Source organism: Streptomyces sp. NPDC012835 (assembly GCF_042900885.1).
Taxonomy (GTDB): domain Bacteria; phylum Actinomycetota; class Actinomycetes; order Streptomycetales; family Streptomycetaceae; genus Streptomyces.
Window position 1 is genome coordinate 1,308,070 of the sequence record NZ_JBIBBW010000001.1, and the last position, 20,181, is coordinate 1,328,250.

20 protein-coding genes and 1 pseudogene are annotated in these 20,181 nt (G+C 71.2%); 7 read left to right on the plus strand and 14 right to left on the minus strand.

The window, feature by feature from the left end; translation table 11 throughout:
• Positions 1 to 47 precede the first annotated feature (47 nt).
• The 5 genes from ACFY6S_RS05345 to ACFY6S_RS05365 form a co-directional block, all read right to left on the minus strand.
• Entirely contained in the window at positions 48 to 1,328 is a 1,281-nt protein-coding gene (locus ACFY6S_RS05345; protein ID WP_388823072.1) for an aspartate aminotransferase family protein, read from the minus strand.
• Positions 1,325 to 2,167, minus strand: coding sequence for a nitrilase-related carbon-nitrogen hydrolase (locus tag ACFY6S_RS05350; protein ID WP_388823074.1), 843 nt, complete (start codon positions 2,165 to 2,167; stop codon positions 1,325 to 1,327). The genes ACFY6S_RS05345 and ACFY6S_RS05350 overlap by 4 nt, the downstream gene beginning before the upstream one ends.
• A 258-nt stretch (positions 2,168 to 2,425) precedes the next feature.
• Positions 2,426 to 3,904 (minus strand): hypothetical protein, encoded by a 1,479-nt coding sequence (locus ACFY6S_RS05355; RefSeq protein ID WP_388823076.1) that lies wholly within the window; start codon positions 3,902 to 3,904, stop codon positions 2,426 to 2,428.
• A 119-nt stretch (positions 3,905 to 4,023) separates the two neighbouring features.
• Complete coding sequence (locus ACFY6S_RS05360) at positions 4,024 to 4,422, minus strand: PPOX class F420-dependent oxidoreductase (protein WP_388823078.1); 399 nt, start codon at positions 4,420 to 4,422, stop codon at positions 4,024 to 4,026.
• A complete protein-coding gene (locus tag ACFY6S_RS05365) occupies positions 4,419 to 4,718 on the minus strand; it encodes a helix-turn-helix domain-containing protein (RefSeq protein WP_388823080.1) in 300 nt (99 codons plus the stop codon). The genes ACFY6S_RS05360 and ACFY6S_RS05365 overlap by 4 nt, the downstream gene beginning before the upstream one ends.
• A gap of 418 nt (positions 4,719 to 5,136) precedes the next feature.
• Between ACFY6S_RS05365 and ACFY6S_RS05370 the strand changes: the two genes are divergently transcribed.
• The 5 genes from ACFY6S_RS05370 (at position 5,137) to ACFY6S_RS05390 (ending at position 9,639) form a co-directional block, all read left to right on the plus strand.
• A complete protein-coding gene (locus ACFY6S_RS05370) occupies positions 5,137 to 5,790 on the plus strand; it encodes a hypothetical protein (RefSeq protein WP_388823082.1) in 654 nt (217 codons plus the stop codon).
• Between the two features lie 78 nt (positions 5,791 to 5,868).
• Positions 5,869 to 6,549, plus strand: coding sequence for a hypothetical protein (locus ACFY6S_RS05375; RefSeq protein WP_388823084.1), 681 nt, complete (start codon positions 5,869 to 5,871; stop codon positions 6,547 to 6,549).
• 7 nt (positions 6,550 to 6,556) lie between these two features.
• Positions 6,557 to 7,834, plus strand: a complete 1,278-nt coding sequence (locus ACFY6S_RS05380) for an FAD-dependent oxidoreductase (RefSeq protein WP_388823086.1) — start codon at positions 6,557 to 6,559, stop codon at positions 7,832 to 7,834.
• Positions 7,831 to 8,631, plus strand: coding sequence for a HisA/HisF-related TIM barrel protein (locus ACFY6S_RS05385; protein ID WP_388823088.1), 801 nt, complete (start codon positions 7,831 to 7,833; stop codon positions 8,629 to 8,631). The genes ACFY6S_RS05380 and ACFY6S_RS05385 overlap by 4 nt, the downstream gene beginning before the upstream one ends.
• Positions 8,632 to 8,640: 9 nt before the next feature.
• Positions 8,641 to 9,639 (plus strand): zinc-dependent alcohol dehydrogenase family protein, encoded by a 999-nt coding sequence (locus ACFY6S_RS05390; RefSeq protein WP_388823090.1) that lies wholly within the window; start codon positions 8,641 to 8,643, stop codon positions 9,637 to 9,639.
• A 134-nt stretch (positions 9,640 to 9,773) separates the two neighbouring features.
• Here the strand turns inward: ACFY6S_RS05390 and ggt are convergent, their stop codons facing one another.
• Positions 9,774 to 11,603, minus strand: coding sequence for a gamma-glutamyltransferase (ggt, locus tag ACFY6S_RS05395; RefSeq protein WP_388823092.1), 1,830 nt, complete (start codon positions 11,601 to 11,603; stop codon positions 9,774 to 9,776).
• Between the two features lie 136 nt (positions 11,604 to 11,739).
• Between ggt and ACFY6S_RS05400 the strand changes: the two are divergent.
• Positions 11,740 to 11,937 (plus strand): annotated as a pseudogene (locus ACFY6S_RS05400) (hypothetical protein); the annotation flags it as partial.
• 90 nt (positions 11,938 to 12,027) lie between these two features.
• Here ACFY6S_RS05400 and ACFY6S_RS05405 read toward each other — a convergent pair.
• The 8 genes from ACFY6S_RS05405 to pcaC form a co-directional block, all read right to left on the minus strand.
• On the minus strand, positions 12,028 to 12,903 hold the full coding sequence (locus ACFY6S_RS05405) for an amino acid ABC transporter permease (protein ID WP_388823094.1): 876 nt from the start codon (positions 12,901 to 12,903) through the stop codon (positions 12,028 to 12,030).
• The gene (locus ACFY6S_RS05410; RefSeq protein ID WP_388823096.1) at positions 12,900 to 13,544 is read right to left on the minus strand and encodes an amino acid ABC transporter permease; all 645 of its coding nucleotides are present in this window, start codon (positions 13,542 to 13,544) and stop codon (positions 12,900 to 12,902) included. The genes ACFY6S_RS05405 and ACFY6S_RS05410 overlap by 4 nt, the downstream gene beginning before the upstream one ends.
• A gap of 10 nt (positions 13,545 to 13,554) precedes the next feature.
• Entirely contained in the window at positions 13,555 to 14,490 is a 936-nt protein-coding gene (locus ACFY6S_RS05415) for a glutamate ABC transporter substrate-binding protein (protein WP_388823098.1), read from the minus strand.
• A 13-nt stretch (positions 14,491 to 14,503) separates the two neighbouring features.
• Complete coding sequence (locus ACFY6S_RS05420) at positions 14,504 to 15,247, minus strand: amino acid ABC transporter ATP-binding protein (RefSeq protein ID WP_388823860.1); 744 nt, start codon at positions 15,245 to 15,247, stop codon at positions 14,504 to 14,506.
• Between the two features lie 169 nt (positions 15,248 to 15,416).
• Positions 15,417 to 15,854: a DUF6278 family protein gene (locus ACFY6S_RS05425; RefSeq protein ID WP_388823100.1), complete on the minus strand. Its 438-nt coding sequence runs from the start codon at positions 15,852 to 15,854 to the stop codon at positions 15,417 to 15,419.
• A gap of 289 nt (positions 15,855 to 16,143) precedes the next feature.
• Positions 16,144 to 16,923 carry an exodeoxyribonuclease III gene (locus tag ACFY6S_RS05430; RefSeq protein ID WP_388823102.1) on the minus strand — a complete coding sequence of 260 codons (780 nt, stop codon included), beginning with the start codon at positions 16,921 to 16,923 and terminating at the stop codon, positions 16,144 to 16,146.
• A 45-nt stretch (positions 16,924 to 16,968) separates the two neighbouring features.
• Positions 16,969 to 17,601 carry an MBL fold metallo-hydrolase gene (locus tag ACFY6S_RS05435; RefSeq protein ID WP_388823104.1) on the minus strand — a complete coding sequence of 211 codons (633 nt, stop codon included), beginning with the start codon at positions 17,599 to 17,601 and terminating at the stop codon, positions 16,969 to 16,971.
• A gap of 58 nt (positions 17,602 to 17,659) precedes the next feature.
• Complete coding sequence (pcaC, locus tag ACFY6S_RS05440) at positions 17,660 to 18,958, minus strand: 4-carboxymuconolactone decarboxylase (protein WP_388823106.1); 1,299 nt, start codon at positions 18,956 to 18,958, stop codon at positions 17,660 to 17,662.
• A 445-nt stretch (positions 18,959 to 19,403) separates the two neighbouring features.
• Between pcaC and ACFY6S_RS05445 the strand changes: the two genes are divergently transcribed.
• The gene (locus ACFY6S_RS05445) at positions 19,404 to 20,138 is read left to right on the plus strand and encodes a translation initiation factor IF-2 (RefSeq protein ID WP_388823108.1); all 735 of its coding nucleotides are present in this window, start codon (positions 19,404 to 19,406) and stop codon (positions 20,136 to 20,138) included.
• The last annotated feature ends 43 nt before the right edge of the window (positions 20,139 to 20,181 follow it).

Genomic DNA, 20,181 nt, shown 5'->3' on the forward strand with positions numbered 1-20,181 from the left:
GGACGGCCCGGCAGTCGACCGGCGCGCGCGTCCCCTCCCCTGCTGAACTAGGTGCTGCGCAGGGCCAGTTCCAGGATCTCCGCGCCCTCCTCCGCCTCGGCGACGGTCAGCGAGAGCGGGGGCGCGATCCGCAGCACACTGGTGTTGTGGCCACCGCCCTTGCCGATCAGCAGCCCTCCCTCGCGGGCCGCTTCGAGGGCCGCCGCGGCTGTCTCGGGCGCCGCCTCGGCCGTACCCGGCCTGGTCAGCTCGATGCCGATCATCAGCCCCCGGCCGCGCACCTCCCGTACGGAGTCGACGCGTGCGCCGATGGCGCGCAGCCGCTCGATCAGCAGTCCGCCGACCCTGCGGGCGTTGCCCTGGAGGTCGTGCTCCAGCAGGTACGAGAGGTTGGCCAGCCCGGCGGCCATGGTGACGGGGCTGCCGCCGAACGTCGAAATGGAGTTGGCGTCCAGGCAGTTCATGATCTCGGCACGGGCGACGACGCCACCGATCGACATGCCGTTGCCGATGCCCTTGGCGAAGGTGAGGATGTCGGGCGGGCCGTTCCCTGCGTGCGCCTGCCAGCCCCAGAAGTGCTCGCCGGTGCGGCCCCAGCCGGTCTGCACCTCGTCGCTGATCCACAGCACACCGTGCCGGTCGAGGACCTCGCGGAACGCGGCGTAGAGCCCGTCGGGCGGGACGGTGAAGCCGCCGACGCCCTGGACGGGTTCGGCGATCAGCGCGGCGGGGGTACGGACATGGCCGAGCAGGTCTTCCAGATCGGCGACGCACGCCTCGGTGAACCGCTCGTCGGTGAGCCCGGCGTACGGTCCCCGGTCGCGGACGCCGCCGTGCACGTACAGCGTCTGGAGCGGGGAGAGCGCCGTCGGGGACCAGCCGCGGTTGCCGGTGACGGAGACCGTGGAGAAGGACCGGCCGTGGTAGCTGTTGCGCATGGCGAGGATCTGGTTCGACCCCCGGTACGCGGTGGCGAGCATCAGCGCCGTGTCGTTGGCCTCGGTGCCCGAGGTGGTGAAGAAGACCCGGGCGTCGGGGATGCCGGAGAGACCGGCGACGCGCTCGGCGAGTTCGACCATGGGGCGGTTGAGGTAGAGCGTGGACGAGTGGATGATCCGCCCGGCCTGCTCGCTGACGGCCTTGGTGACCTCGGGCAGCGCGTGGGCGGTCATGGTGGTGAGGATGCCGCCGAAGAAGTCGAGGTAGCGGTTGCCCTCGGCGTCCCACACGTGGCGGCCCTCGCCGTGGGTGATCTCGATGGGGTCCTGGTAGTAGAGCGCGAGCCAGTCGGGCAGGACGGCGCGGTGCCGGTCGTGCAGTTCCGTCACGGCCGCACCAGCCCCTCGTACGCGTCGGGCCGGCGGTCCCGGTAGAACGCCCACTGCTGGCGTACCTCTTCGATCAGCCCGAAGTCCAGTTCGCGGACGAGGAGTTCCTCCTCCTTGTCGCTCGCCGTCTCCCCGACGAACCGGCCGCGCGGGTCGACGAAGTAGCTCGTGCCGTAGAAGTCGTTGTCGCCGTACTCCTCCTGGCCGACGCGGTTGATCGCGGCGACGAAGTACTCGTTGGCGACGGCCGCGGCGGGCTGTTCGAGCTGCCAGAGGTAGCCGGAGAGACCGCGGGAGGTGGCGGAGGGGTTGTAGACGATCTGCGCGCCGTTCAGCCCGAGCTGGCGCCAGCCCTCCGGGAAGTGGCGGTCGTAGCAGATGTAGACACCGACCTTGCCGACTGCGGTGTCGAAGACGGGCCAGCCCGCGTTGCCCGGCTTGAAGTAGTACTTCTCCCAGAACCCCTTGACCTGCGGGATGTGGTGCTTGCGGTACTTGCCGAGATACGAGCCGTCGGCGTCGATGACCGCCGCGGTGTTGTAGTAGAACCCGGACTGCTCGATCTCGAAGACCGGGACGACGATCACCATTCCGGTCTCCCGGGCCAGCTCCCGCATCCGGGTCACGGTCGGTCCGTCCGGAACCGGTTCCGCCCATCGGTAGTGCTCGGGCTCCTGCACCTGGCAGAAGTAGGGGGCGTTGAAGACTTCCTGGAACCCGATGATCTTCGCGCCCTGCCGGGCCGCCTCGCGGGCGTGCTCCTCATGCTTCGCGATCATGGATTCGGTGTCGCCCGTCCAGGTCGCCTGGACAAGTGCGGCGCGTACGACTGAGGCCACGAGCTGCTCCTTCGGCGGATGCGTCGGTGCGCTCTACGCACGTAGATTCGATGCGTAGGAGGAGAACGTAAGCCCCGTCCCACACGGGGGCAAGACCATCGTCGTTAACCCGCAGAGTCGATCAAGTTTCACACCCGAGCGGTCGACATCGGCCGGTTCACGGCAGAATGAGACGCCCGCCGCCCATGTCAGGGGTACGGCGCGGGGTTCGGAGCGGGGTGCGGCTCACCGTTCCGGCAGCGGGCGGACCGGTCCGTCTCAGGCGTTCCCGATGCCCGCGACGCGCAGCGCGTGGACGAGGTCGCGTTCCCTGGCGACCGAGACCGTACGGGCCGCGTCGATCAGCTGCGGGACGAGCCGGGCGGGATCGGGCGCGGCGACGAGCGCCGCGTCCTCGGGCGCGCGGGCCTGCACGAAGGCGCTGAGCAGGGCCCGCGCCTCCTGCTCCCGGCCTGCGTCCCCGAGGGCGAGTACGGCGTCGCCGATCTCCTCGGCGGGACGCGAGACCCCCTGCCGCAGCAGTTGGGCGCAGTCGTCGTCCCGGCCCGCCAGGGCGAGCGCCCCGGCGGCCGCCGCGAGCCGTGCGGGCGGCAGGAAGGCGGCTTCCCAGAGCAGTTCGGCCCAGTCGGCGCCGAGCCCGGCGCGGTGCAGTTCGGCGGCGAGCTGCGGCAGTTGGCCGGGCGGCCGGCCCGCCGCCTCGCAGAGGACGACATGGGCCTCGCCGGTCCGGCCCTCGGCGCGCAACCGGATCAGCCGGGCGACGGTGCCGGTCGCGGCGCTCCGGTCCTCCGGGGTCACCGGGGGCGGCGTCGGTCCTACGGGCCGGGCCGCCGGCACACCGCCGAAGCGGGCGCCACGCGGGGTGCCGGGGGCGCCGGGCGGGGGCGTGAGCGGCGCGGGCTCGGCGGGGTCCGTCTCCTCGGCCTCGATGCCGGCGAAGCGGGCGCCGCGCGGCCTGCGTTGGGAGGTGTCGCGGTTCTCCCTGCGCGCCTTCTTCGCGCTCCGGCCGGCCGGCCGCTTCCCGCCCTCGCCCCCGCCGGCGGCCTCTGCGGGCGGATGTTCGGCGGGGCCGCCGGCGCGCTCGGGTCCGACCACGCGCTCGGCGCCGTCCGGCCCCGCGGGCTCCGGCTCCGTATCGGCTTCGGCTTCCGTGCCCGCTCCCGTATCGGTGTCCGCGCGGAACCAGCCCGCCGGGGCGGGCGGGCGCGGTACGGAGGCGGAAGGGACCGGTGCCGTCAGGGCCGCCAGTCTGGCGCGGAGTTCGGCGCAGCGCACGGTGGCGCGCGCGTGGTCGTCACGGACCCAGGCCAGGTCATGGACGAGCCGCTGCCCCTGGGGCGAGCCCTCCGGTTCGCCGTGGAGCAGCCGCGTCAGCTCCTCGGCCCGGCCTGCCGCGTGGGCCTGTTCGCCGAGCATCAGCCGCAGCAGTTCCGACAGCGCCTCGGCGCCGCCGGGCAGCCGGTCGTACGCGGCGACGGACGCGGCGTGCAGCCGCCGGGCACGCTCGGTCTCGCGCGCCACCAGCCGCTGGTCACGGCCGGCCGCGAAGTCCTGGAGCAGCGACTCGACCACGTCCCACGGCGGGATCCGCGCGCCGTCGAAGCAGGCGCGCAGCCCCTCGGGGTCACGGTGCCCGAAGACGCCGTACCAGCCGCCGTCCGGATCGAGCCGAGCGGCCAGGTCCTTTAGATAACGTGCGAAATATCCAATCTCCGCCGGGAGTTGATGCACCGCCATCGCTGCCCCGTCCCTTGCAGGGTCCCCTGCCGGAGGGAACACGCCTCGGTCTGCGGGCATTCCACCGCAGCCGTGTTACGGGGCGGCTACGGACAGTTTTCCGGGGCGGGGCGGAGGTCTCACCCGGCGTCGGGGCCGAGCCGCACGGCGATTCCCGTGTGGGGGCGCTTTCCGCGCCGTAGGACCATGGCAGGCCAGTCGGTCAGCCAGAACTGCCAGGTGTACTTGGCGGCCAGCAAGGCGCGCGCCTTGTCCAGGCCCGCTCCGTCGAGCAGTCGCGCGGTGCCCTCGGCGCTCGCGGCTCCCGGCGCGATCCGCCCGCGCATGTCGCAGGCGGCCACCAGCACCTTGCCGTTGTTGCGGATCCGCTTGACCTTCCAGGAGTCGGAACGGGTCCAGATGTACAGCTCATCGCCCTCCACCGCGTGCCAGACGGGCGTCGCGACGCCCGTACCGTCCTTGCGGTAGGTGGTGAGACTCAGATAGCGGCTGCGGCCGAGCGTCCGGAGTGTGGTCACACGCCGGACACTACCGCCCGGTGGGTCCCGGCACGGGCCGTCAGACAAGCAGGCACCAGCGCGCAGGCCGCCGCGATCTCGTCCATCGACAGGCCGAGCGCGCGTGCCAGCGCCGCCACCGTGAAGAAGGCGGGCGTCGGGGCACGGCCGGTCTCGATCTTGCGCAGGGTCTCGGCGGAGAGTCCGGCGACGGCCGCGACCTCCACCATGCTGCGCGGACCGCGCGCCTCACGGAGGAGCCGGCCGAGCCGGTCGCCGCGCTCGCGCTCTTCGGGGGTGAGGGGGTTGCGCACCATGCGGTCATGGTAACGCGGGTACGTGCGGAGGAGGTTGAGCCGGGCGCCGGGAGCCGGACCCCGAGGCGGTGAGCGCGTGATCTTCTCCGACCGCTCAGCCGTCCAGTGTCGCTTCACCGATGTTCCGGTCCATGCACCGATGTTCCGTCGCTCCACCGATGTCCGGATCGCTTCCTTCATGTTTTGGTCGCCTCACCGAGAACGTGCGCGGATGCCGTGTCACCGGAATGCCCCTAGGCTGGTGAACGAGGCTGCCCAGAATCCGCGAATACGGCGTGTGAAGGGCGAACGATGCCAGCCCTTCGGAGCAGCGCGGATTCAGCGTGCCGACCGCGTCAGAACTTGTCCCGTAGAGCACGCGGATAACCCGTGGAGCACGCAGATGAACGGCGGGTGCGTTTTCCGGGAAGGACCGAAGATGAAGTCCGCACAACAACTGGTCGATGAACTCGCGCAGAAGCGTCAACAAGATCCGGTTCCCAATCAGCTGCTGGACGTGGCGGAATCCGGCGAGCTCACCGGCGACCAGCTGCGTGGCCTCGTACGCACGGAGTCCCAGTGTCATCACACGGAACTCCCTGCCTACGGCGCGATGCTCAGCCGGTTCGCGCACCGACCCGCCGAAGATTTCTATATCGAGCTGATCGATCTGATGCACGAATGCGGGCCCAAACTCGACGCGGTGGCGGAGGCACTGGGTTTGTCACGACAGGAGAAAGACCAGTGGATGTGGCCGTCCGACCGGAGGGCCTACAGCTGCAACGGAATTCTGTCGTGGATCACCGCCCGGGGCAGCCAGACCGCCACGGCGCTGGCCGTCCACACGGACATGTCCGTCTACTTTCCCGGCTGTGTGGACCTCGTGGCGTCGATCCGAGAGCACGGCGTGGACGCCCCCGAGGAATTTCTCACCTACTACGAGGGAGACCCGTGCGCGGGCACGCGCCGGAAGGCTCTCGAAGTGGCGCAGGACGGCCTTGACCGGGGCGACGACCCGCGGGAGGCCCTCCTCATGGCGCGACTTCTCGAAGAGTCCTTCGCGGACTTCTGGGCCAGCGCCGCCGCGGCATAGGGCCGCCACCGACGCCCCGCCGCAAGGGCACGCTGATCGGCGCCGCGGAGTCTCCGCCGCGTCAGGAAGGGATATCGGATGTCGTCCGCACAGCAGTTGGTCGAAGAACTGACGCGCAGGCGCCGACAGCACCCGGTGGCGAATCCGCTGTTGGACGTGGCGAAGGCCGGCGAACTCACCCGGGACCACCTGCGCCAACTGGTCCGCAACGAAGCGCAGGTTCACCACGGGGAACTGCCCGGTTACGCCGTCATGGGCAGCCGTTTCCCCCACCGGCCCGCCGCGGGCCTCTACCTCAGACTGGCCTGCCTGGCCTACGACGCCGGACCCAGACTCGACAGGGCGGGAGAGGCGTTGGGGCTGTCGAGTCAGGGCAAGGAGGAGTGGAGGCGGCCGGCCGCCAGGGACGCCTACAGCTTCAACGGCATCCTGTCCTGGATCGCGATCCAGGGCAGTCAGGCGGTCACCGCGTTGACGGCTCACACGGACATGTCCGTGTACTTCCCGGCCTGCGAGGAACTCGTCACGGAGATCCGTAAGCACGATGTGGACGCCCCCGACGATTTCCTCACCTATTTCTCCAACGACCCGTCGGAGAACCTGTGTGAACTCGCCGTGGAAGTGGCGCAGGACGGCTTGGACCGGGGTGACGACCCGGAGGAGGCACTCTTCATGGCGCGGCTTCTCGAGGAGTCATTGGAGGGCTTCTGGGCCAGTGCTGCCGGGGCCCCGACCGTCATCGCCTCCTCCCACCCGTGAGGGCACCATGAGAATCGGCATCGTAGGAGCGGGGACGGCGGGCCTCACGACGGCCTGGCTGCTGTCCGGCAGCCACCAGATCGTGCTGCTGGAGGAACGCGGCTCCCCCGGGGGCAACGCGCGTACCGTCAGCGCCCGCACAGCGGCCGGCACCTGCTGTCCGGACCTCGGGGTCCATGAGGTCTCGGACCGGTTCCCCCTGTGGTCGCGCCTGCTGCGAGCGGCCGGCTTCGGACCGGACGATCTGCTGCCGGTTCCCGCCTCCCGTACTCTGCGACACGGCGACGGCGCCCGCCCCTACCTGGTCGGCCCGCACACCGTGCGGGAGGACAGGCACCGTGAGGTGATTCTCGGCCCGGCGTGGGAGGCGCTGAACCATCTGTTCCGTGAGGCATCCCGTTGGGAGGACGAGGACCTCGACGGCGAGGTCACCGTCGAGGAGGCGGCCGACTGGCCGGCGCTCCCCGGCGCCCTGCGGAATGACGTGATCCATGCCCTGCCGGCCTCCGTGTTCGGCTGCGGCACCCACGATGTGGCAGGGCTCGCCGCCCGGGGAGCCGGCGGATTCTTCGCGGGCCCCCCGGCGTCCACCTCCGAAGCCGCCCTGACGCAGAACGTACGAGGGGGCGCCCAGCAACTCGCCCTCGCACTGGTCGATCAACTGCGCACCACGGAGGTCCACCTGCGGGCACAGCTGCGTCGGCTGCGCCGGGACGGCGACCGTTTCACCCTGGTCGAGACATCAGGCCGGACCCATTCGGTGGACGCGGTCGTCTTCGCCACGCCCGCTGATGCCGCCGCACTGGCGCTCCGGTCCCTGGGGGGCTGCGGCCGTCTGCGGGCGATCCTCGACTCCTTCACCTACCAGGAACTCGTCTACGCCGCGCACCTCGACCCTTTCGGCATGCCGCGGGACCGCAGGCACTGGTCCACCACCAACGTGACCGTGCACGACGGGTGGAGCGAGACCACCACCTGGTACGGCCCGGGCCACGACACCGACATGTTCGTCAGCCAGATCACCCATCGCGGCGCGCGACCCGGCCGCCAGGTGGCCCAGACGTCCTTCCGCACCCCCCTGCCCACCCCGGCCGCGCACCGCGCACGCCGACGCCTGCGGCAGTGCCAGGGCGAAGGGGGCCTGTACTTCGCGGGCGCCTACACCGGCGCCCTGGACTCCCAGGAAGCCGCAGTGGCTTCCGCTCTCGACGTCGCCCGCCGTCTCACCCGCACTGGACCGCGTCTGGAACAACTCACCGCCCGACAAGGAGATTCCTCGCCATGACGCAATCGATCGCTCCCGTTTTCCACGACCGGAACTCCTATGTCGCGGACCTGATCATCCCCTGCGTGGACGTGACCGGGGGACGTACCGCGAAACCCTCGCGCATACCGGGGCTGCCCGATCCCACGGACGTCGTCGAAGTAGCGGCCCATTACGCGCGGGACGGCGCCACCAAACTCTTCGTCGACGTGATCGACCCGTGGGAGCGCACCACCGGCTATCTCCATCCCCTGGTGAGCCGCCTCAACGGCACCGGCATGTCCCCCTTGGTCTCGGTCGGACACGGTGTCATTCCCTCCGCGGACCATGTCGGACGCCTGCTGGACGCCGGTGCCGACGCCGTCTCCGTCAGCACCAGCATGATCGACAACCCGGACGACGTGGCGGAGGCCATCGACCGGTACGGAGCCGAACGCTTCATCGTCGTCATCAACAGCCGGCCGCGCGCGAGCGGCGGGTGGGAGGCTTACACCCACAACGGCACGAGGAGCACCTCGATCGACGCCGTGGACCTGGCCCGCAGGCTCGGAGACCTCCACGTCGGCGCCGTCCTGCCCAACGCCGTCAACAGGGAGGGCGTCGGCAAGGGCTTCGACCTGGAACTGACCCGCACCGTCGCGGAAGCGTCAGGGCTCCCGGTCATCGCCTCCGGCGGGTGCGGGGCACTGGAGCACCTCACGGAGGCATTGGGCGAAGGCGGCGCCACCTATGTCCTGGTGAACTCGATGGTGCACGGCGGGCAGTTCTCCATCGCCGACATCCGCGACTCGCTCATGAGCAGTTCGTCCTTCGCGTAGGGAGTGTTCATGCGCGCCCTTGTCTTCGAACACCACGGTGACCCGGTGGAGAGTCTGCTCCTCACCGAGATGCCACTGCCCGACACCCCGGCCGGAACGGTCCGGCTACGCCTCCAGGCACGGCCGGTGAACCCTTCGGATGTCATGTTCGTCAAGGGTGATTACGGGCGGCCGGCCCCCTTCACCCGCGTCGGTGGCAGCACCGTCAGCCCCATCGGGTTCGAGGGCGCCGGCGTCGTCGATCAGGCAGGACCGGGGGTCCGGCTGGAGCCGGGTGCCCGAGTGGCGGTCGCCGTCACGGGCACCTGGCAGGAGTACGTCACCGCCCCCGAGGACGCCGTCATCCCGGTCCCGGACGATCTGCCGCTCGACATCGCCTGCCAGTTCACGGTGAATCCCTTCACCGCCCACCTGCTCCTGGCCGATCTCGCGGTGGAACCGGGCGACGCCATCGTCCTGACGGCGAGCACGTCGTCGGTGAGCCGGATGATCATCCGCCTGGCGCGCGACCGGGGCGTCCGCTGTGTCTGTCTGGCTCGCGACACCGAGCAGGCGTCCCGGCTCCGGGATCTCGGAGCCGAACACGTGGTGTCGGCCGACGGCGGCGACGACGCGGTCGTCCACCGGGCCCGGGACGCGGCGGGTACGGGAGGCGTGGCCGCGGCCCTGGACGCCGTCGGCGGACGGCAGGGAGCGCTGGCCCTGCGCTGCCTGCGCGACGGCGGCCGGCACATCGTCTACGGCTCCATGTCCGGCCACCCGCTCCCCCTGCCGTCGTTCGATCTCATCTTCCGCGGCGTGAGCGTGGAGGGCTTCTGGCTGCCCCAGCACATGGAGCGGATGAGCCCTCCGGCCCTTCACGAACTGACCTCGACCATCGCCCGGCAGCTCGCCGATCACACGCTGGAGGCGCCCGTGGAGGCCCACTACGATCTCTCCCGCATCCACGACGCGCTCGCCCACCACCTGCGGCCCGGCCGCCTCGGGAAGATCGTGCTCACCGGCTGACTCGCGCGAGGCGCCGGCCGGGGCCCCTCGTGCCCCGGCCGGCGCCTGCCCTCACCGGTCCCGCGCGGATCGGTCCGTAGCCGCGACGACCCGCGCCGTGGGCGGGCGGCCGGTGGCCGCCCGCCCGTCGCGCGCTACTGCCGTCCGGCGGGGTGTACCACCATCGCCGAGCCGCCGCCCCGGCGTTCCCGCTCCGCCGCTGCCAGCCACCGCCCGTCGGGCAGGCGCTGCACCCCGGTGGCCGCGCCGATCTCCGGGTTCTGGGTGAAGACGTGCCCCAGCGCCTCCAGTTGGCGCCTCACCGGGCTGTTCCACAGCCCGGGCTCCAGCTCCGTGGCCGCCGTGTTGCGCTGGCTGGCCCGGGGCGCCGCGATCGCGTCGACCAGCGGCAGCCCCCGGTCGAGACGCCCGGTCAGGGTCTGGAGCACGGTGGTGATGATGGTCGCGCCGCCCGGCGAGCCGACGGCCAGCACCGGCCGGTCGTGCCGGTCGAGCACGATCGTCGGGGAGATGGACGAGCGCGGCCGCTTCCCGGGGCCCGGCAGGTTCGGGTCGTGGACCGCCGGGTTCGCGGGGGCGAAGGAGAAGTCGGTCAGCTCGTTGTTGAGCAGGAATCCCCGGCCCGGCACGGTGATGGCGCTGCCGCCCGTCGACTCGATGGTCAGGGTGTAAGCGACGACGTTGCCCCACTTGTCGGCGGCCGTCAGATGCGTGGTGTTCTCTCCCTCGAAGGTGGTCGGCGCTGCCGTGCCGCCCTGGCCGCACCGGGTGGGATTCCTCGGATCGCCGGGTGCGAGGGGGCTCTTGAGGACGGCGTCGTCCTTGATCAGGCAGGCCCGTGAGTCCGCGAACCGCTGGGAGAGCAGCCCCTTGGTCGGCACGTCCTCGAAGGCCGGGTCACCGACCCAGCGGCCCCGGTCGGCGAAGGCGATCCGGCTCGCCTCGATGAAGCGGTGCAGATACCCCGCCTGGCTCGCCTTCGAAAGGTCGGTGCGTTCAAGGATGTTGAGCGCCTCCCCCACGCTCGTACCGCCCGAGGACGAGGGCGCCATGCCGTACACGTCGAGCCCCCGGTACGCGACCTTGGTCGGCGCCTGGCGCTTCGTCCGGTAGGCCGCGAGATCCCGGGTGGTCAGATCGCCGGGCCTGACCACCCGGTCGGCCGACGGGTCGACGGGCGGCTTGCGCACCGTGCGCACAATGTCGCGGCCCAGCTCGCCCCGGTAGAGCGCGCTGGTGCCCTGGCGGCCCAACTCGGCGTAGGTGCGGGCGAGATCGGCGTTCTTGAAGACCGATCCGACGACCGGCAGCCGGCCTCCGGGGAGGAACAGCTTCGCGGTGTCGGGGAAGTCGGCGAAGCGCTTCTGGTTGGACTCGGTCTGGGAGCGGAAAGTCTCGTCGACGGTGAAACCGTCCTTCGCCAGCCGCTGGGCGGGCGCCAGCACCTGTCCCAGGGACCGGCTGCCCCAGGCGTCGAGGGCGGTGTCCCAGGTGGCGGCGGTGCCGGGGGTGCCGACGCCGAGGCCGCTGGTGACCGCGTCCGCGAACGGGATCGGGGCGCCGTTCTCCAGGAAGAGGGAGCTGTCGGCGGACTTCGGGGCGGTCTCGCGGCCGTCGATGGTGTGCACCGTACGGGACTTGGCGTCGTAGTAGACGAAGTATCCGCCGCCGCCGATCCCGGCCGAGTACGGCTCGGTGACCCCGAGCGCCGCGGCGGTGGCGACGGCCGCGTCCACGGCGTTGCCGCCGCGCCTGAGCACCTCGATCCCGGCGGCCGAGGCGTCGGCGTCGACGCTCGCGACCGCTCCCCCGTACCCCGCGGCGACCGGTGTCTTGGGCACGGTGGGTGTGGGGGCTCCGGTCCGGGAGCCGGGGGCCGCCGACGGGGGCGGCGCCGCCCCCACCGACAGCAGGGCGGCGGCCAGGGCCACCAGCGAGACATTCCGCGCTGCGGAGCGACGCATCCGTACCTCCAGTCAGGAACAGTGCGCGCAGCCTAACTTCCGCGCGCCCGCCGCGTCAGGACCGCCATCGTCATGACGGGGCCGCCGCTACGACGTCTTCGCGCCGCTGGAGCTGCCGGCGCTGATCAACCGGTAGCGGGCGATCACCGGTCAGGCGGCCTCGCGCTGTCTGGCGCGCCACCACGAGAGGCTCGGGCGCAAGCACGGCGACAGGTCGTTCTGTCCGCTGCTGAAGGTCGTGAACTCGGAGGCGCCCGGGCCCGATGTGGTGGAGCCGGTCGCGGAGGTGTTCCGTACGGCGCCGGCCCCGGAGCCCGCGCCGGCCACCGGCTGATCCGAGCACGGCCCGACCGGCGCAGCTGACCTTCTCCCCGTCGTACGAGAAGTGATCTCCGACTGCCGCCGGGCGGGCCACTGCCCTGTGCTACCGCGCGCCCGGCAGCAGCGTCCCCGGAGAGGCCGGGGCGACAGCCGCGGCACCGGTTCTCGGATTGCGCCGCTGACGCCTGGCCATCCAGTGGGCGAACCAGGAGAGCAGCATGCACATCCCGATGTAGATCGGCGAAATCACCATCACCACGGGGATGAACGGCAAATCGTAGTCGAGATTCGAGGCGATGAGCTTTCCGGCATGGAGGAACTCCTCATAGGTGATCAGATATCCCAGTGATGTGTCCTTGAGAGCGACCACCAACTGACTGATGATCGTGGGCAGCATGGCGCGGACCGCCTGCGGCACCAGCACGTACGACATGACCTGCGTCTTGCGCATGCCGAGGGCGTACGCGGCCTCCCGCTGACCGCGCTCCACCGAGTTCACGCCGGTGCGGAACACCTCGGCGAGCACGGAGCCGTTGTAGAGCGTGAGCCCCGCCACCAGTGCGGGCAGGGCCTGCACCTTGAGCGCGACGAAGATGAAGAAGATCATCACCAGTACGGGCATGGCGCGGAAGAACTCGACCAGGACGGTGGCGATCCAGCGCACCGGCCGGTGCTCGGAGAGCCGGCCGCAGGCCAGGATTCCGCCCAGCGCGAGGGAGCCCACCGCGGCCAGGGCGAACGCCTTGAGGGTGTTGCCGAGCCCGCGCAGCAGCAGGTCCTGGATGCCCCGGTACTCGAAGGGCGACCACTTGGTGGCGGTGAACTGGCCGGTGTCGAAGAGCAGATACAGCACCCAGCCGACGAGCGCGGCGATCACCGCCGTCGCCAGCACACCGTAGAGGCGGTGGCGGCGGCGCGTCCTGGGCCCCGGGATGTCGTACAGGGCGGTCGGCCCCGCGGTGACGGTGGCGCGGCTCATCGGGCGGTCCCCCAGCGCTTCTCCATGACCGTGAACAGCGCGCTGATGGACAGCGTGATGATCAGGTATCCGACGGCGATCCAGACGAAGGTCCAGACGATGCTGTAGCCCATCTCGTTGAGGCTCTTGTAGGTGCCGAGCAGCTCGGTGACGCTGAACGCGCCGGCGATGGCCGAGTTCTTCGCGAGGGCGATCAGGGTGGAGCCGATGGGCGGGATGACCGTGCGGAACGCCTGCGGCAGCACCACCGTGCCCAGCGTCTGGCCGAAGCCCATCCCGAGACTGCGCGCCGCCTCGCCCTGCCCTGTGGGCACGGTGTTGATGCCCGAGCGCAGCACCTCGCAGATGAACGCGGAGGTGTAGCAGCCGAGCGCGAGCACCGCGAACAGCTGGAAGGGCAGGACGAGACCGAAGCGCGGCAGTCCGAGCACGACCGCGAAGAACAGCAGCGTCAGCGGGGTGTTGCGCAGCACGGTGACCCATACGGTGCCCAGCGCGCGCAGTGAGCGCACCGGCGCGACGCGGAACGAGGCCATGACGAAGCCGAGCGCCAGCGCGAGCAGCGAGGCGTAGACGGTCAGCTCGACGGTGCCGAGGAAGCCCTTGCCGTAGAGGGAGAAGTTCTGGGTGAGTACGTCCATGGCGCCTGCCTCAGCTCGCCGGGTAGCGGTCGATGGGCGGGGGCGGGGTGGCCTTGCGTCCGGAGAGCCCGAGGGTGGCGTCGTACGCTTTCTGCCAGTCCCCGTCGCGCTCGTGGACGGCGAGGGCGTCGTCGAGCGCGAGACGCAGGGCGTTGTCGCCGCGGGGGACGCCGATGCCGTACGGCTCCTTCGAGAACGGCTTGCCGACCACTTTCAGCTCCTCGGGCACCTTGGCCGCGTAGCCCTGGAGGATGGTGTCGTCGGTGGTGACGGCGTCGACCTGGTAGGTCAGCAGATTGTCGACACAGACGGAGTAGGTGTCGTAGCCGACGAGTTCGACGCGCGGGTAGTCGTGCTGCACGCGCTGGTACGGGGTGGATCCGGACGCCGAGCAGACCCGCTTGCCGTCGAGGTCGCGCGGTCCGTCGATGCCGTGTTCGTCGGTCCGCACCAGCAGGGACTGGCCCGCCATGTAGTAGGGGCCCGCGAAGCCGACGAGTTTCTTGCGGTTGTCGTTGATGGTGTACGTGCCGACGTAGTAGTCGATCTGCCCGTTCTGGAGGGCGGTTTCGCGATTGGCCGAGGCGATCGTACGGAACTGGACGGTCTTCGGGTCGAAGCCCAACGAGGCCGACAGCATCTTGGCGATCTCGATGTCGAAGCCGGAGTAGACACCGGTGGCGGGGTCCTTCTCACCCATGTAGGGCTGGTCCTCCTTGGCCCCGACGACGAGATGACCGCGCCGCTCGGCCTTTCGCCAGGTGGGCGAGTCCGGCAGCCGGAACGACCGGTCGACCCGGTAGCGCGGCAGGGCTTCGGCCTTCGGGCCCTTCACGGGCGGGCTGCCCGCCTTGCCGCAGCCGGCGGCGGCGAGCGGCGCGAGCAGGGCCAGCAGCAGCGGGAGCAGGGCCGCGAGGCTCCTTCTCCGGCGTGGCAGGTGTGTCATCGACCGCGCCCCGTCAGTGCTTGAGGATCTTGGAGAGGAAGTCCTTGGCCCGTTCGCTCGCCGGCGCGGTGAAGAAGTCCTCCGGGGTGCGGTCCTCGATGATGCGGCCGTCGGCCATGAAGATCACGCGGTTGGCGGCGGACCGGGCGAAGCCCATCTCGTGGGTGACCACGACCATGGTCATGCCGTCGCGGGCGAGTTGCCGCATCACTTCGAGGACCTCGTTGATCATCTCGGGGTCGAGCGCCGAGGTCGGCTCGTCGAAGAGCATGACCTTGGGGTCCATCGCGAGGGCGCGGGCGATGGCGACGCGCTGCTGCTGGCCGCCGGAGAGCTGGGCGGGCAGCTTGTCGGCCTGGTCGGCGAGTCCCACCCGGTCGAGCAGTTCGAGGGAGCGCCGGTCGGCGTCCTCCTTCTTGCGCCCCCGCACCTTGATCTGCGCGAGCGAGACATTGGCCAGCACGGTCCGGTGCGCGAAGAGGTTGAACGACTGGAAGACCATGCCCACTTCGGCGCGGAGCCGGGCGAGTCCGCGGCCCTCCTCGGGCAGCGGACGGCCGTCGATGGTGATCCGGCCCGATTCGATCGTCTCCAGCCGGTTCATGGTCCGGCAGAGGGTGGACTTCCCGGAGCCGGAGGGGCCGATGACCACGACCACTTCGCCGCGCGCGACCGTGAGATCGATGTGCTGGAGGACGTGGAGCTGCCCGAAGTACTTGTTGACGTCACGGAGCTCGATCAACGGATCGACGGCCATCACCCTGCCCCACCCCATTCTCGGCTGTGTCGAGGTCCGCGCAAACTATCCAGCCGGGAAAGGGACTTCGCGCACGACACGCGCACGCGGGGCATAAGCCGTATTTACTGCAAAAGCGGTACGGGGTGCTGCGGGGGCGGCCGGGGCGGGGCGGGAGCACCGGGCCGGGTCAGCCCTCGGCGGCCTCCCCGTACACCTGGGACAGCTCGGGCGCCCCGGTGGCCGCCCACTCCAGCCCCGCCTCGACCACCTGGATCTCGCGCCCCGAGAGCAGGCGCACCACCGGGTGGCCGCCGGGCCAGATCTGCCAGACCGCGCCCGGCACCGTACGGACGATCACCGTGCCCAGATAGAGTCCCGCGTCGTTGCCCAGCCAGGGCAGCTCCTCCGGGTCGTCGCGCCAGCGCGGCGGCAGCTGGTCGAGCGCGTCCAACGAGTCCGGGGAGTCGTCCAGTTCGAGCCCGCTCTGCCCTGCCCTGGCCCGCAGCAGCTCGCACTCGGAGAGCAGCTCGGCCACGCCCTCCTGGTCGGCGCCGGCGGCGGCGAGCGACGTGGCGGTGTCACCGTCCCGCCGCTTGCGCCAGTTGTCCAAGAAAGGGATGTTCATGCCCGCCAGCCTGCCATCACCCCGGCCGGGGCACCATAGGGGCACGCGGCCCGGGGCGTGTCCGGCACCCGGCGCCGGCCGTCCCGTAGGACACAACGAGGGCCGGCCGGCCGGGGTGGGCGCACAGGTTGACGACGGCGTTCACGATCAGGCGGACCGTGGTCCCGCGGCCGGATCCGGTCATCAGTTGCGGGGTGCTGACGATCCCCTCCTCGGTGAACGGGTCGTCGCTCCCGGGTGCCGACGAGCGCGCTGGTCGGGTCCGAGCCGGGGCGCCCGGCCGGCGCGGTCACACGTCGAGGTCGACCACGACCGGGGCGTGGTCGGACGCGCCCTTGCCCTTGCGCTCCTCGCGGTCGACGTAGCTGTCCTTGACGGCCCCGGCGAACGGGGCGTTTCCGTACACGAGGTCGATGCGCATGCCCCTGTTCTTCGGGAAGCCCAGCTCGCGGTAGTCCCAGTAGGTGTACGGACGGTCGTACTTGAGGGGGCGCGGCACCACGTCCTGGAGCCCCTCCCCGCGCAGCGCGGCGAGCGCGGCCCGCTCGGCGGGGGTGACATGGGTGGCGCCCTCGAACCGGGACAGGTCCCACACGTCCTCGTCGGCCGGGGCCACGTTGAAGTCGCCGAGCACCGCGAAGGGGCGCGAGCCCGCCGCGTCCTGAGCGACGGCCGCGCGCAGCGCCTCGAACCAGGCGAGCTTGTAGCCGTAGTGGTCGTGGCCCACCTCGCGGCCGTTGGGCACGTAGACCGACCAGAGGCGGACCGGGCCGCAGGTCGCGGAGACCGCCCGCGGCTCCGCGACCCCTTCGTACTCCGGGCCGTCGGGCAGCCCCTTGACGATGTCCGTCAGACCGACCCGGGAGATCAGCGCCACCCCGTTCCACCGGCCGGTGGCGTGGACCGCCGACTCGTACCCCAGCTCACGCAGCCGGTCGGCCGGGAACTGCGCCTCGGCGCACTTGGTCTCCTGGACGCACAGCACGTCCGTGCCGCTGCCCTCCAGCCAGGCCAGCAGCCGGGGCAGCCGGGCGGTGATCGAATTGACGTTCCAGGTGGCGATGCGCATGAAGGACACCCTAGCGGCGGGGTACGACAGCGCCCGGCGCGGCGATCACACGTCGACGGATTCGCCCGAGGAGAGCCGGCCGTGCTCAGCGCCGCCCAGCGCCCCGATGTGCATGTCGTAGGCGGGCCGCGCCAGGTCGGTGAGCAGCGCGTCGTGGATGTCGAAGGAGCGGCGCGGCGCGACCTCGCGCACGTAGTCGATCACCTCGGAGATCTTGCTCCACGGTGCCTGCACGGGCAGCATCAGCGTGTCGACCGGGTGGTCGGGGACGGTCAGCGCGTCGCCCGGGTGGAAGACCGAGCCGTCCACGAGATAGCCGGTGTTGGTGACCCTCGGCAGGTCCGGGTGGATGACGGCGTGCAACTGGCCGTACACCCTGACGTCGAACCCGGCCGCGGTGAAGGCGTCGCCCTCCCCCACCGTGTGGACCCGGCCGGGGAACGCGGCGGAGACCTGTTCCGCGACGCTGCGCAGCGTCCACAGCTCGGCCGCCGGATTGGCTTCGAGCGCGGCCCGCAGCCGCCCCTCGTGGAAGTGGTCGGGGTGCTCGTGGGTGATGAGGACGGCGTCGGCGCCGACGGTGGCGTCCTCCTCGGTGAAGGCGCCGGGGTCGATGACGAGCGTGCGCCCGTCCTTCTCCAGCCGTACACAGGCGTGGGTCCTCTTGGTGAGTTTCACCGCTCACCGCCTCCTTCTGGTCGCTGTCCCTCGCTCGGGCCGTACATCTTCCATCCTGCTACGCCTCGGGCGTCGTCTCCTCCCGGATGACGGCCCCGGCCACGCGGAAGGCCGTGTTCGCGGCCGGGACGCCGCAGTAGACGGCGGTCTGGATCAGCACTTCCCTGATCTCGGCCGGGGTCAGCCCGTTGCGCAGCGCGGCCCTGGTGTGGAAGGCCAGCTCCTCCAGGTGTCCGCCGGCGATCAGCGCGGTCAGCGTCACCGCGCTGCGGGTACGGCGGTCCAGGCCCTCCCTGGTCCACACCTCGCCCCAGGCGTAGCGGGTGATCAGCTCCTGGAAGTCACCGGAGAAGCCGTCGGCGGCGGCCGTGGCCCGGTCCACATGGGCGTCCCCGAGTACCTCCCTGCGGACCCGCATCCCCGCCTCGTACGGATCCGGGCGGCCGGTGCCGGTGGAGACCGCCCGGGGCTGTTCGGCGGGGGCGATCTCGGCGACCGGTCCGGCCTGCGCCGAGCTGGAGGGCCGGGTGACGCGTTCGGGCATCACGGTCAGGCCCGTGGCCGTGTCGGAGGGGTTGAACCACGCGGTGGAGAAGTGGCGGACGAACAGGTCGGTGACGGCCGCGGGCTGCTCGACGGGCGCCAGATGGGAGGCCCCTGGCACCAACGCCAGCCGCGCGTCCGGAATCCCGGCGACCAGGGTCCGGGCCTCGGCCGGTCCGGTGACCTGGTCCTCGGCGCCGACCAGTACCAGGGTCGGTACGGAGATACGGCCCAGCTCCGCCCGGATGTCGAAGGCGGCCAGCGCCTCGCAGGCGGCGATGTAGCAGCCGGGGTCGGTCGTGCGGACCATCTGGACGGCCCACTCGACGATGGCGGGCTGAGCGGCGGCGAACCCGGGGGTGAACCAGCGCTCGGGCGCGGTCCGGGCCATCGGGTCGAGCCCGTTGGCCCGTACGATCACCCCGCGCTGGCGGAACTCGTCGGCGGTGCCGAAGCGGGGCGAGGCGGCCACCAGCGCGAGCGAGGCGATCCGGTCCGGGCGGCGCAGCGCCAGCTCGGCGCCGATGGCCCCGGCGATGGAGCAACCCACGTATCCGAAACGCTGCACTCCGAGCCCGTCGAGAGTGGCGAGCAGCCGCTCGGCCAGCTCGGGGACGCTGGTGGCGGGATGCGCCGGCGCGCCGCCGTGACCGGGCAGATCGAAGCGGAGGACCCGCCACTGCCGGGCCAGTTCGGGCACCTGGCGATCCCACATGTGCCACGTGGTGCCCAGTGAGGGACCCAAGATCAGGACCGGGGCCTGTTCGGGCCCGTCAAAGCGGTATTGCAGCGTATGGATCTTGGCTTCGCTCACGGGTTCACACCTTCATCTGTCACGATCCGTCACACGCCCCCCGCGAGACCTCCCCATGCCTCCGCTGCTGGAAGCAGGTCCGCCACGTCCGGCTTCACGTACCACTTCTTCGTCGTCCTCACGTTCGTGTGCCCGGCCCGCATGGCAACCAGGTGATCAGGCACTCCGTTGTCGGCGAGGTACCTGATGCAAGACGCCCGAGCATCGTACAGACGGACCCTGGGAAGGCCATTTTCGTCCATGATCCTTCCATTTCAGCGTCACGGAACCTGAAGCGCCCTCGCGTCGAACTGCCCAGAACAGCGTTTCGGGACCATTGATGCTGTCCGGTCCCGGCGCCGGGGTGCGCGCGTGCCGATCGCCGCAGCGGCTGAGTACCATCGCCCGTGCCGGTCCGAGTACGCGAGCGATCACCCGCCGCGCTCGGCACAGGAAAGGTGGGCGCGTGCGCCGACTGCTCGTGCTCGCCCCGCTGTTGCTGTTCACCGCCGGTTGCGGGGTGGTGCGGTCCTCCGAGACGGAGGCGACGGACGCCGCTCGGGAGGTGGCCCGGAGGGCGGGCGAGCTGCTCTACGGCCAGCGTCCGCGCGCGGCGGAGGATGTGGGGCGCGCCGCCTCCGGCATCGACGGGGTGGAGGTCCTGCGGGTGACGGGTACCTCGACGCACGACGGAGACGGCGTCGACGTGGTCGTCCGTACACCCGGCTCGACGTACAACAGATGGCGCGACCTGGAGGAGGTCACCGTGCTGCGCTGTTTCCTGGTGCGGGTGTCGCCCAAGTCCGAGTGGGGTGCGGCTCCCCGGGACGTGGACTGCCCGGATGGACCTCCGCTGACCTTCGCCCCGCCGCCCGAACCGCCCCGGTTGCCGCGGGAGGAGCTGCGCGCGAGGCTTCCCCGGGTGCCGGAGGCCGGCCGGGCGGACGAGGCCGAGGTGCGCCGTACGCTCGCCGCCCTGGAGCTGGAACCGGCGATCCATACCGAGGTGAAGGCGGACGGGGGCCGGGTCGGGATTCTCCTGTCGGTGCGGGGCAGCGGCTTCGACGCGCAGGACTGTCTTCTCGCCCGCGTGGGTCCCGGCGCCACGGAAGTGTGGGTGCCGCCCCGGATCCAGCGGATGCCGGGAGAGGGCGGTTGCAGCGTCGACAACGCCCTGGACCCGCAACCGCCGCCGCACTGAACGGGACCCCGACTCTTTCGGCCGCCGGCGGCGGGTTGCGACG

Coding starts and splice junctions, on each gene's coding strand:
- ACFY6S_RS05370 (WP_388823082.1), top strand. CDS start 5,137: ATGAAGTCCGCACAACAACTGGTCGATGAACTCGCGCAGAAGCGTCAA.
- ACFY6S_RS05355 (WP_388823076.1), bottom strand. CDS start 3,904: ATGGCGGTGCATCAACTCCCGGCGGAGATTGGATATTTCGCACGTTAT.
- ACFY6S_RS05380 (WP_388823086.1), top strand. CDS start 6,557: ATGAGAATCGGCATCGTAGGAGCGGGGACGGCGGGCCTCACGACGGCC.
- ACFY6S_RS05420 (WP_388823860.1), bottom strand. CDS start 15,247: ATGGCCGTCGATCCGTTGATCGAGCTCCGTGACGTCAACAAGTACTTC.
- ACFY6S_RS05425 (WP_388823100.1), bottom strand. CDS start 15,854: ATGAACATCCCTTTCTTGGACAACTGGCGCAAGCGGCGGGACGGTGAC.
- ACFY6S_RS05410 (WP_388823096.1), bottom strand. CDS start 13,544: ATGGACGTACTCACCCAGAACTTCTCCCTCTACGGCAAGGGCTTCCTC.
- ACFY6S_RS05430 (WP_388823102.1), bottom strand. CDS start 16,923: ATGCGCATCGCCACCTGGAACGTCAATTCGATCACCGCCCGGCTGCCC.
- ACFY6S_RS05375 (WP_388823084.1), top strand. CDS start 5,869: ATGTCGTCCGCACAGCAGTTGGTCGAAGAACTGACGCGCAGGCGCCGA.
- ACFY6S_RS05415 (WP_388823098.1), bottom strand. CDS start 14,490: ATGACACACCTGCCACGCCGGAGAAGGAGCCTCGCGGCCCTGCTCCCG.
- ggt (WP_388823092.1), bottom strand. CDS start 11,603: ATGCGTCGCTCCGCAGCGCGGAATGTCTCGCTGGTGGCCCTGGCCGCC.
- ACFY6S_RS05365 (WP_388823080.1), bottom strand. CDS start 4,718: ATGGTGCGCAACCCCCTCACCCCCGAAGAGCGCGAGCGCGGCGACCGG.
- ACFY6S_RS05390 (WP_388823090.1), top strand. CDS start 8,641: ATGCGCGCCCTTGTCTTCGAACACCACGGTGACCCGGTGGAGAGTCTG.
- ACFY6S_RS05385 (WP_388823088.1), top strand. CDS start 7,831: ATGACGCAATCGATCGCTCCCGTTTTCCACGACCGGAACTCCTATGTC.
- ACFY6S_RS05405 (WP_388823094.1), bottom strand. CDS start 12,903: ATGAGCCGCGCCACCGTCACCGCGGGGCCGACCGCCCTGTACGACATC.